At 36.8% G+C, this 533-nt stretch carries 1 protein-coding gene; it reads left to right on the top strand.

Going from position 1 to position 533, the window contains the following annotated elements; genetic code table 11:
- Window positions 1-533, top strand: a 533-nt coding sequence (locus HMPREF2881_RS00825) for a hypothetical protein (RefSeq protein ID WP_256279922.1), incomplete at both ends; no start/stop codon positions are given.

The raw sequence follows: 533 nt of genomic DNA, 5'->3' as shown, positions 1-533 counted from the left end.
TGAAGAAATCAGGGATGAAAAAGTAAAAGTAGAAAAAGCATTAACAGCATTAAATCAAGCGAAAGATGATTTAAGAGCAGATAAAACAGAATTACAACATAAACTTCCAGAATTAGATCAACGTGGCATTATCGAAGGTAAAAAACCAGCAAGCATCACTGCTTATAATGAAGCTCTAGGAAGAATACAAAGTGAAATTGAAGAAGCTAAGACGAAAGCACAAGAAGTGTTAAATAAAGAAAAAGCAACACCAGCAGAAGTGAAAGAAGCATTAGACAAAGTGAAAGCAGTCTTACCAAAACTTACTGAAGCGATTAGTTTACTTCATGACAAAGAAAATAATAGTGAGTTAGTTGAAGCGAAACGTCAACTTGATGAAGCAATAGCAGAACAAGACCCAACACCAGGAATGACGCAAGCAACAGCAGATAACTATAGAGCGAAGAAAGCAGAAGCAGAGCGAATTAGTTCAGAAGCTCAAGGTGTGATTAACAACGGTGATGCGACAGCTGAAGAAATCAGGGATGAAAAAG

This window comes from Staphylococcus sp. HMSC057A08 (genome assembly GCF_001812925.1).
GTDB lineage: Bacteria > Bacillota > Bacilli > Staphylococcales > Staphylococcaceae > Staphylococcus > Staphylococcus hominis.
The sequence above is the reverse complement of the archived record's forward strand: the minus strand, read 5'-3'. Positions and strand labels throughout refer to the sequence as shown.